Below are 10,014 nucleotides of genomic sequence, written 5' to 3'. Positions count from 1 at the left end.
CGCTCGCGCTGCGCTATGCCAAAGGCTCCGCGCCAGCGCCCGTCGCTTCACCCGCCCAGCAGGGCACAACCCACGCCCGAAACGAACTCAAAACTGGATAGAAACTGGGGGCAAGGTCAGTCATGACAAGGTCTGCGCTCAGGATACTTTTGATCAACCTTGAATATTGAGCGGAACTTGCAAGGAATACAGGCTTGATACATCGATGGCGACCGCACTCCGGTCATTCTATTTAATTCGGGAAATGCAGCTTTTCGGTGCCATAGGCATAGTAGCTTTGTTGCAGGACGCCGCCCTGCGGGCGCTTCGTCTCGATGACGAAATGGCGCTGGAACTAATGATGGGGGCCTCTTCTGGAACGTTGGAGGAAGGCAGCTAAACCTCAAATCAAACATGCCTTTAGAATGACCGTGCAAGCTAATTTTAGCTCAATCACGAGTTGCCGGAGAGAAAATGCTGAAAAAATTCGAACGCTATCCGCTCACCTTTGGACCAACGCCCATCGAGAAGCTCGACCGCCTTGGCAAGCATCTAGGCGACAAGGTGGAAATCTACGCCAAACGCGAGGACTGCAATTCCGGTCTCGCATTTGGCGGAAACAAGCTGCGCAAGCTCGAATACATCATCCCCGACGCCATCGCGTCAAATGCCGATACGTTGGTCTCCATCGGCGGCGTGCAGTCAAACCACACGCGGATGGTCGCCGCGGTCGCCGCCAAGATCGGCATGAAATGCCTCCTGGTTCAGGAGAGCTGGGTTCCACATGAGGATGCCGTCTACGATCGGGTCGGCAACATTCTTTTGAGCCGCATCATGGGAGCAGAGCTGCGCCTGGTCGACGAGGGCTTTGACATCGGCATCCGCCGCAGTTGGGAAAAAGCGCTCTATGAGGTCAAGGCAAGGGGCGGCAGACCCTATGCGATACCCGCCGGGGCGTCTGTTCACGAAAAGGGCGGCCTCGGCTATGTGGGGTTCGCGGAAGAGGTGCGCGCCCAGGAGAAACAGCTTGGCTTTGCCTTCGACTACATCGTTGTTTGCACGGTCACAGGCTCAACGCATGCCGGCATGCTCGTCGGATTCGCCGAGGACGGTCGACAGTGCAACGTGATCGGTGTCGATGCCTCTGCCACCCCCACCAAAACCAAGGCGCAGGTGCTAAACATTGCCCAACATACAGCGAAGCTCGTCGATCTCGAAACGGAAATCGTCGAAGACGACGTGGTGCTGTTCGAGGAGTATGCGTACCCGTGTTATGGCATTCCGTCCGAAGAAACCAAGGAGGCCATCCGCCTGTGCGCGCGGCTCGAGGGGATAATTACCGATCCCGTCTATGAGGGAAAATCGATGCAAGGGATGATTGATCTCATTCAGAAAGGCTTCTTTCCAGAGGGATCGAGGGTCCTCTACGCGCATCTCGGCGGCGCGCCGGCGGTCAACGGCTACAGCTATACCTTCCGCAGCGGCTGACGCTCGACAGATTGCGATTGCGCCGTCCTGCCGATGCTTTCTTTCGAGGGCCGCCCGGCAACCGAGGGAGTCGGCGGATGATCAACCATCGCGACGTTGACGGAGTTATGCGGAAATGTTTTGATCGATGGATTTTTGCTGAATAATCCCAAGTTTGTGGACAATATTATTTTGAGTATTGCAGGATGAATCTTGTACAGACCGATATCGCAGGGGCGATGATACAATATCTGTTGGTGGCTGAAGCAACGTTCTATCCGAGTGGACTTTTTCTGTTAGCAATTAGAGAGTGGCCAAGAGCACCGGAAAAGTGGATTCATATCCGATGATCTCTGTCGTCCCAGGCGGCAGGATTTTGGAAATAACGACGACCACAGGTTGCATCGTCGGATGTTCCTGTTGCCCGCAGGACAAGTTCGCCCATCGGCAAAGAGCAGTCTCTCATGCGAACCGTCTTCGGCTTGAAGATTTCAAGGGATGTCTGGCGCGCGTACCAACTTCCGTCGACATTGGTTTTTCCGGTACTCCGAGCCTTGGTTCAATCCGGATTGCACCGAAATGGTCGAGCACGCTTACGCCAGAGGCCATGGCATCCGGATTTTCACGACGCTTGTAGGAATGAAGGAGTGGGATCTACAACGCCTGCAAGCGCTGCATGTGAGCGTATTCATGGTCCATGTTTTCGATGATGGCGCATACATGAATAGCTACGCTCGTCGTGAGAATGCGGAGAGCGTGTGGGCCAGAATGAATGCGTTGGACACCTTGCGATCCAAAGATTACGCGTTCGCGCTGGCAGCATTCAAACCCACCATCGAAGCGCCCAGAATGTGGCACCCACAGCGGTGACCACGAACAGAAGCGTGAAACCCGCAGACGACGAGGACCGCTGAAACCGCCGAGGAGGTCGTTGACCGATTACAGAAGGTGTCCAACTGGAATAATATCTTACATCCAAGCTTTTTTGCAATTTCTCTACGCTCACAAAAGCTTTTGAAAAATAACTTTTACACAAAATAACTTTATGCAACGCGAGGGTGGGGTAGAGCTTCAGCGCTGTCCGTCTGCGAAGACGGCGCCTTAAACCGGCAGATTGGCGCACCAGGCGCAAGTGGCTGCAGAGCAGAGACTATGGCGAGCCCGCGGATGACTGCAGTCTCTCAGCTTCGAAGGCTGGAAATCGGCGTTTCCGACCAGTTTTCTTTAGTCCCCTCGACGAATTTGCGAGCGGCAGCCAAAGATGCATTTGCCGTCGAGTTCGGCCGATTTCTCGACCAGGCTGATGGTGTTGCTCAACCCGAGAAGTTGTTCGACCTAGTATGTGCTTTTGCCCTGAAGTTTGATTGCCCGTGGATTGCATATAGCTATCTTACTGGCAACCAAAGATTTTTGAAGCCCGTCAAGTGCGATCCTGTGGCCATGCTGAATTATCCTGACGAATGGCAGGAGCGCTATTTCGAGATGGGCTACGACAAGATAGACCCCATTATTAAGACGAGCCGAAAGCGGGCAGGCACCTTTCGTTGGAGCGAGGTGTACAACGATGCAAGTACGACTGAAGACGAACGACGCGTTTTCGACGAGGCTGCGACGTTCGGCCTAAGGTCAGGCATCAGCATTCCATTGCACCGCCCCGATGGCAGCTTTGCAGTTGTAAGTTTTGCGCAAGTATATGACCAGGATTTCCGGAATATAGCAGTCACCTACTTGGAACTTGTTGCCTTATACTTCCATCTGAGGATCGCCGAGTTCGTGCTTTCGAGTTGCGCCAAGGGCCCTTTTGGCCTCTCTCCAAGAGAAAAGGAATGTATTTCGTGGGTAGCACGAGGAAAAACGTCGTGGGAGATAGGGAAAATTCTAGATATATCTGATAACACTGTAAACTTTCACATAAAAAACGTAATGCGAAAACTTGATGTCGCCAGCAGGACGGTTGCCGCTATAAAGGCGGTCAACAACGGAATTATAGAACTATAATTCTATTGTAAATCTCGTTAAGTAAAATTTACGTTGGCTTTTCGTATGAGAAATATACTTGAGTTATTATGATATGATTCTTATATCGTGGGCTTTTCGAGGGGTTTTGATTTGGCCCCTGTGCGTTTGCTCTACTAATCAGGCCGGATCGGGAGTGACTGCGAGAAGGTGGTGCTCACAGACTTCGACGTTAGGCCGCCGCATGATGAGGTCAGTAGCGCAAGGCGTCTCAATCTGTTGAACGATCTTAGGAGAGTTCGTCCCAGGATCGTGCCTGCTAACGAGATCGCCTTGCCCGTCGTCCACGGGAACGATCCGGCTTTGTCAAGCGACACGAGGAATTGGCCCCTTTGGCGACATCAGGAACTGACCGCCTTCACTGGGTTGCTGTTTCGTTGGTTTCGGGCGCCGGACCGGCGCTTTTCGTGGAGACGGTAGCTATCGCCGCGGATAGTAATCACCGCGGAATGGTAAAGCAGGCGATCCAGGATCGCGGTGACCACCACGGGATCTCCAAAAACGTTCCCCATTCGCGCCCACCGAACGATTGGAGGTAATCAGGATCGATCCCTTCTCGTATCGGCGCGACACCAGTTGGAAGAACAGGTGAGCGGCATTGGCCTCGAAGGGAAGATAGCCGAGCTCGTCGATGATCAGCAATTTTGGACGTGATAAGATCGTCAACTGCTTGTCGAGCGAGCCGTCGTCATGGGCTTTTGCCAACATCGCCACCAGCGTGGCCGCAGTGACGAATTGAACATTGTAATTCTGCCGGATCGCCTCGCGACCAAGGCTCACAGCACCGTTCCCGGAGGCCCCAGCAACAAGAGCGTGTCGCCATGGGCAATCCAGCGACAGGTCGCCAGCCTTGCGGACCAGATCCCGCAGCTGTCTGAACGGCGCGCGTCCGGCCAGCGGGCGAAGCGCACGAGCTTCAGCGGCAAAGCGTTCCACCGGCGCGACACCGGTCGTGCCGTGTTCGCGCTGGTCGGCGACCTCGCGCGTCCACCGGTCCAGATGCGCCTCGAACGCCGCCCAGCTCTCAAACCGGCGCCCGGCGATCGCGTTCTTCTTGACGTAGCCGACTCCGCGTTCGTCCTACCCTTTCGTGCGCGCTCGATAGGGAGCACAGGCCCGCGGCTTGAAGCCCCAGTACCGGGCGAAGGCATGCAGCCGCGCGTTAAACCTCACCTCGCGCGTCACCGCGTCATGGTGCTCGACAAGAGCCTTCGCATTATCGATCAGGACTTCCGCCGGAACGCCCCCGAACCGCAGGAATGCGCCCTCCAGCCCTTCGAACCAGTCGGCCTGGCGCTGCCTCTGCGAGGCCCGGATATGCATCCGGCGCGAATAGCCAAGCGTCCCGACAAACACATGGATCCGCACCCGCTCGCCGCCGATCCAAACACGGGTATCGCCGAAGTCGATCTGCATCTGATGACCGGGCGCCGTCTCGAAGCGGACTGTCGCCCGCTTCTGCGCCTTTAGCTCCCGGCGCCAATGCTGTACCCCACGCTCCACCGAACGCAGGCTGATAACGATCCCGTGTTCGTCCGCCAACTCCTGGCGGATAACGTCCGTGTGCGGGGCAAGGAAACCAAGCTGTGTTTCATCGGGCATGGGCTGATGGAGAACCGCCACGGCCTTTTGGTCGATGCCTGCCTGACGCTGGCCGACGGACATGCCGAGCGAGTGGCACTGCACATGATCGAGCCCCGCGCCGACCGGCCGCAGGCGATCACGCTCGGTGCCGACAAGGCCTACGATGCGGAGGACTTCGTCAACGAACTGCGTTCGATGAAGGTGACGCCGCATGTGGCGCAGAACACCAGCGGCCATAGTTCGGCCATCGACGGGCGCACCACCCGGCATAGCGGCTATGCTGTCAGTCAGCGTATTCGTAAGCGCATTGAAGAGGCGTTCGGCTGGATCAAGACGGTCGCCGGTCAGCGCCAAACCAAGTTGCGCCGCCGGAACCGCGTCGGATGGGCTTCACCCTCAGCGCCGCCGCCTACAATCTGGTGCGGCTGCCGAAGCTCATCGCTGGAACCACTGACATGTCCAAGGTTCCAGCCATCGCCATGGCCTTTGCCGATCGCTGGCGTATCGTCGACGCCTCTCTCTCGTCGCGACTGAAAGATACTACCATCCTTGGTAGGCGCACGAGTCGAGGTTACCGTCTAAAACTGCGAAGCCATCAGAATTTCGATTGGGATGCTTCGATTGGGATGCTATGGCGCCACCATTTAGATGAGGAAACGATTGTGCTTCAAGAGAGTACCTCCAACTCGCTATTTGCCTTCGAAACTCTCGAGTCAAACGTGCGGTCTTATTCGCGATCGTATCCTGTTGTGTTCAGGAAGGCTGCGGGAGCCATTCTCGAGGATGAGAGTGGCTTCGAGTTCATCGATTTTCTCTCCGGCGCGGGCGTCCTCAACTATGGCCATAACGATCCCGATTTGCTAAATGCCGCAAGGCAATACCTTGAATTACGCGGTATTATTCATGGTCTTGACATGGCTACCTCTGCAAAAAGAGAGTTTATGGAGAATTTTGACGCGACAATACTTCATCCGCGTGGCCTAGCGTACAAATTTCAGTTCCCCGGCCCCACCGGCGCCAATGCCGTGGAAGCGGCTTTAAAGCTCGCACGCAAGGCCACTGGTCGGCAAACTATAATTTCATTCACCAACGGCTTTCATGGAGTGAGCTTGGGCGCGCTTGCCGTAACGGGTAATCGGCACTGCCGAGACGCAGCAGGCCTTCCTCTAGCCGGCGCAGTGTTCATGCCTTACGATGGGTATTGGGGAGCCGATCACGACACTTCGGAATATCTGGCGAGGCTACTTGCTGATGCAAGCAGTGGTGTCGACCTACCCGCAGCCATCATTCTAGAAACTGTCCAAGGCGAGGGGGGCATCAACACTGCGAGCAAGAATTGGCTTCAGTCGCTCGAGCGACTTTGCAGAACGAACGGCATTCTCCTGATTGTTGATGACATTCAGGCGGGTTGCGGACGAACAGGTAGTTTCTTCAGTTTCGAGTTTGCCGATTTATCTCCGGATATGATTGTTTTGTCGAAGTCCCTCAGCGGCTGTGGACTGCCACTGTCCCTTTTGCTGCTAAAACCTGAAATAGACGTTTGGCAGCCGGGCGAACACAATGGAACTTTCAGAGGCAACAACCTTGCGCTAGTGACTGGGACTGCTGCGTTGCGAAAATATTGGACTAGTGAAAAGCTGTCTGATGGCGTTGCGGAAACAGGACGCATTTTGAGCGGGCGCCTTCACCAGGTTGCTCAAAGTAGCGGAGATCATAACCTTTCCGTTCGCGGAAGGGGCATGATGCTCGGGCTCGATTGTAATACAGGCCAATTGGCGGAGAAAATCGTCCGTAGGGCCTTTGAAGATGGACTTGTGGTAGAGCGATGCGGCGCCGAGCACCAGGTTATCAAGCTCCTTCCTCCTTTGACGATCGACGGGCAGACGCTTCAACGCGGTCTCAACATTTTGGACCGTTCTGTGCATGCAAGCGTCTAAGCGGATCCACGCTGTGGTGCTTACAGAGGGGGGATCATGTCAATTAATGGCTGCCGAAATCGAAGATGCTACAGGATCACACTGCGACGTGACCGACTGAACCCCTTGAGGCGTAGAGTGGGGGCTGCGCGTTGAACGCATCTCTCATCGCATAGCTTGCAAATTGCTTACGACGTGATTGGTGGAACATGAACGCGACGGTTCTGAAATTCGGGGGCTCCTCTTTTCGACATACTGAAGACTACCATCGAGTTGCTGGGCACATAGCCGACCGACTAGCAACTGGCGAAGGCAAAATCGTTGCCGTGGTCAGCGCGATGTCGGGAATAACTGACAACCTGAAAGAGGTGATGCTCAACGTCAACAAGAAAGCATCACCATCGAACGTTGATGCAGCACTTGCAACTGGAGAGATGATCAGTGCCTGCTGTTTGGAGGCTGCCATCAGCCGGCTGAGGATACCGGTCATGTCTTTGAACGGCTATTCCCTTGGAATACGTACGAATTCGGACTTCGGTCGCGCGTCAATAGAAAGCGTAGATCCTAAGCAAATTATGGCAGCATTGCTGGAGCATGATGTGATCGTTGCCGCTGGCGCCCAGGCAATCGATCAGTCCGGCAGGTTAACGTTTCTGGGCAGAAACAGCTCCGACCTGACAGCTATCGTAATAGCCTCCATGTTAGGAGAGCACGCTTGCGAAATCTACTCAGATGTTCCGGGCGTCTATACGGCAGACCCTTATCTTGTCCCAGGAGCACAACTGATTCCGGAGCTTGCCTATCAGACGATCCTACAGATGTCCCTACACGGCGCAAAGGTTCTCCACCACAGGGGGGTGCATTACGCCGAAAAGCACAGGGTTTCCATTATTTGTAAATCGCTGACCAGCGACGGAGCCATCACCGGCACGATCGTATCAGGTCATGGCAACGCCCGTTCTGTGACCGTGGCTCGCGACAGCCCGGTGTTTTCATGCGCCAGCCTCGAAGAATGCGACAGCCTTTGCGCCCTTCTTGCTAGACATGACATCAACGTCCTTCGCCTGGAGGACAGTCACGGGGTGAGGGTTTGTATTGTAAGCGACATCGATTTTGCCCAGCGACTAGTCTCGCTTGCGGACATTGGTCCGGTTTTCATTGGCTTAAGCAATGTGGTGACAGAACTTGATTCTTCGGGGTTGCTCGTGCATTTGGTCGGCGATTATGACGGCGCCATTTCCCTGGTGCGCCAAATCCACGAACAAATGTATCCTGCAGTAGTTAGCGTACCGTTTGGGGCGTCGGTGTAGTTCGAGGCGCCCATCGTTGCGACGAACAGCTTTAGGCCGGTGATTGGATCCAAGATGTTGAAGGTGTCGCCGGCGAAATCGCCAAACACCTTCACGCCGCGGAGTGCATCTGGCGTATCGTCTGGTGTACGCGTCCTTTCCAGGTAAGGTCATGCAAAAATAGATATAGAAGGCCGCCTGGATTGGCGTCGCGATACTCCTCCCACGCCAGCACCCGCGTTAACTCTGAGACCAAGCTGATTCGAAGGTAACCGCTGTTCTCAGGCCACGGCCTTGAGCGGCCCGGGGGCATAGGCCCAGGGCAGCAGGTCGTCGATCTGGCTTTGCGGATGGCCTGCGACGATGTGGGTGATGACGTCGGCGAGATAGGCGTATGGGTCGGCGCCGTTGAGTTTCGCGGTTTCTACGAGCGAGGCGATGGTCGCCCAGTGCTCGCCACCACCGTCGGAACCGGCGAAGAGCGCATTCTTCCGATTGAGGGCGATTGGCCTAATCGAGCGTTCGACGACGTTGGAGTCGATCTCGACGCGGCCGTCGTCGAGGAAGCGACCAAGTCCGGCCCAGCGCGAGAGCGGGTAGCGGATTGCTTCGGCGAGCTTGCTCTTCTGGCTGACCAGGGCGAGCTTTCGCGCAGCCATGGCTGGAGGGTATCGATGACGGGGCGGCTTCTCTCCTGGCGGGCGGTGCGCCGCTCTTCGGGCGAGCGTCCCCGTATCTCGCTCTCAATCCTGTAGAGCTCGGTGATGCGCTGGAGCGCCTCCGTGGCGATTGGCGCGGGTCCGGACTGGACCAGTTCGTAGAACCGGCGACGGACATGCGCCCAGCAGAACGCCAGGCTCACGGCATTGCGCTCGGCCAACGCCCGGTATCCAGCGTAGCCGTCGACTTGCAGGGTTCCGACGAAGCCCTGAAGGTGCCGGAGTGGCTGTTCGGCCTTGCGGTCGGGCGCATAGAGATAGGCGACGCCGGGCGGATCGATCCCGCCCCAGGGGCGATCGTCGCGCGCATAGGCAAACAGCTGGCCCGTCTTGGTGCGGCCGCGCCCGGGATCGAGCACCGGCGCGGTGGTCTCGTCGGCGAAGAGCTTGCCGGACGCCTTCAGCCGCTCGAACAGCCGCTCGTGGATCGGCCGTAGCAGGAAGGCTGCCTTGCCGACCCAGTCGGCGAGCGTGGACCGATCCAGGTTCACGCCCTGCCGGGCATAGATCTGCGCCTGGCGATACAGGGGAAGATGGTCGGCATACTTCGACACCAGCACGTGGGCGACGGTCGCTTCGGTCGGGATGCCCCCCTCGACGAGGCGCTCCGCTGCGGGCGCCTGCACCACGACCTCCTCGCAGCTCCGGCAGGCATACTTCGGTCGGCGCGTGACGATGACGCGGAATTGGGCCGGCACGATGTCGAGGCGCTCGGAGCAATCCTCGCCCATGACGTGCAGCATCCCCTTGCAGCACGGGCAGATCTTGTCGGGGATGTCGATGACCTGCTCGATACGCGGCAGGTGCGCGGGCAGTGAACCGCGGTTGGCGCGGCGCTTCCTGGCGCGAGCCTCGCGCTTAGCAGGATCGGCGGCGTGCTCTGCGGCGAAGCCCTCCGCCTCGACCTGCTCGGCCTCTTCCAGGCCCAGCAGCAGTTGGTCGACCGGCAGGCTCTCTGCCCTGCGGCCGAAGCGGTGGCGCTGCAGTTCCTTGATGATCTGGCGCAGCCGCTCGTTCTCGGCGCGCTCCGCCGCGAGCATCGCC

General features: G+C 57.1%; 8 protein-coding genes and 3 pseudogenes. 7 read left to right on the top strand and 4 right to left on the bottom strand.

The annotated features are described in order from the left end of the window. Nucleotides 1-205 precede the first annotated feature (205 nt). From OHD58_RS29660 to OHD58_RS29645, 4 genes are all read left to right on the top strand, one after another. Nucleotides 206-379, top strand: a complete 174-nt coding sequence (locus OHD58_RS29660; protein WP_263807190.1) for a hypothetical protein — start codon at nt 206-208, stop codon at nt 377-379. Between the two features lie 74 nt (nt 380-453). Next, nucleotides 454-1,467 (top strand): 1-aminocyclopropane-1-carboxylate deaminase, encoded by a 1,014-nt coding sequence (locus OHD58_RS29655; RefSeq protein ID WP_263807189.1) that lies wholly within the window; start codon nt 454-456, stop codon nt 1,465-1,467. Between the two features lie 558 nt (nt 1,468-2,025). After that, nucleotides 2,026-2,316, top strand: a complete 291-nt coding sequence (locus tag OHD58_RS29650) for a hypothetical protein (RefSeq protein ID WP_263807188.1) — start codon at nt 2,026-2,028, stop codon at nt 2,314-2,316. 297 nt (nt 2,317-2,613) lie between these two features. Then, nucleotides 2,614-3,444: a LuxR family transcriptional regulator gene (locus OHD58_RS29645; RefSeq protein ID WP_263807187.1), complete on the top strand. Its 831-nt coding sequence runs from the start codon at nt 2,614-2,616 to the stop codon at nt 3,442-3,444. A 359-nt stretch (nt 3,445-3,803) separates the two neighbouring features. Here OHD58_RS29645 and OHD58_RS30870 read toward each other — a convergent pair whose 3' ends face one another. The 3 genes and pseudogenes from OHD58_RS30870 to istA form a co-directional block, all read right to left on the bottom strand. Then, complete coding sequence (locus OHD58_RS30870) at nt 3,804-3,947, bottom strand: ATP-binding protein (protein WP_412177319.1); 144 nt, start codon at nt 3,945-3,947, stop codon at nt 3,804-3,806. Next, entirely contained in the window at nt 3,883-4,242 is a 360-nt protein-coding gene (locus OHD58_RS29640) for an ATP-binding protein (protein WP_412177321.1), read from the bottom strand. The genes OHD58_RS30870 and OHD58_RS29640 overlap by 65 nt, the downstream gene beginning before the upstream one ends. Then, nucleotides 4,216-5,028 (bottom strand): annotated as a pseudogene (istA, locus tag OHD58_RS29635) (IS21 family transposase); the annotation flags it as partial. The gene OHD58_RS29640 and the pseudogene istA, both read right to left, overlap by 27 nt. Before the next feature lie 3 nt (nt 5,029-5,031). Here istA and OHD58_RS29630 point away from each other — a divergent pair. The 3 genes and pseudogenes from OHD58_RS29630 to OHD58_RS29620 all read left to right on the top strand — a co-directional run. After that, a pseudogene (locus OHD58_RS29630) lies at nt 5,032-5,489 on the top strand (transposase); the annotation flags it as partial. Nucleotides 5,490-5,672: 183 nt separating this feature from the next. Further along, nucleotides 5,673-6,983: a diaminobutyrate--2-oxoglutarate transaminase gene (ectB, locus tag OHD58_RS29625; RefSeq protein WP_412177320.1), complete on the top strand. Its 1,311-nt coding sequence runs from the start codon at nt 5,673-5,675 to the stop codon at nt 6,981-6,983. Nucleotides 6,984-7,171: 188 nt separating this feature from the next. Then, entirely contained in the window at nt 7,172-8,272 is a 1,101-nt protein-coding gene (locus OHD58_RS29620) for a uridylate kinase (protein WP_263807186.1), read from the top strand. A gap of 260 nt (nt 8,273-8,532) precedes the next feature. Here OHD58_RS29620 and tnpC read toward each other — a convergent pair. Further along, nucleotides 8,533-10,010: pseudogene (gene tnpC, locus OHD58_RS29610) on the bottom strand (IS66 family transposase). Nucleotides 10,011-10,014 lie beyond the last annotated feature (4 nt).

Source organism: Mesorhizobium sp. ZC-5 (assembly GCF_025753855.1).
In the GTDB taxonomy this organism is placed as follows: domain Bacteria; phylum Pseudomonadota; class Alphaproteobacteria; order Rhizobiales; family Rhizobiaceae; genus Neomesorhizobium.
This window is presented reverse-complemented; position numbering and strand designations above follow the sequence as displayed.

Coding starts and splice junctions, on each gene's coding strand:
- OHD58_RS29655 (WP_263807189.1), top strand. CDS start 454: ATGCTGAAAAAATTCGAACGCTATCCGCTCACCTTTGGACCAACGCCC.
- OHD58_RS29620 (WP_263807186.1), top strand. CDS start 7,172: ATGAACGCGACGGTTCTGAAATTCGGGGGCTCCTCTTTTCGACATACT.
- OHD58_RS29645 (WP_263807187.1), top strand. CDS start 2,614: ATGACTGCAGTCTCTCAGCTTCGAAGGCTGGAAATCGGCGTTTCCGAC.
- OHD58_RS29650 (WP_263807188.1), top strand. CDS start 2,026: ATGGTCGAGCACGCTTACGCCAGAGGCCATGGCATCCGGATTTTCACG.
- ectB (WP_412177320.1), top strand. CDS start 5,673: ATGCTATGGCGCCACCATTTAGATGAGGAAACGATTGTGCTTCAAGAG.
- OHD58_RS29660 (WP_263807190.1), top strand. CDS start 206: ATGGCGACCGCACTCCGGTCATTCTATTTAATTCGGGAAATGCAGCTT.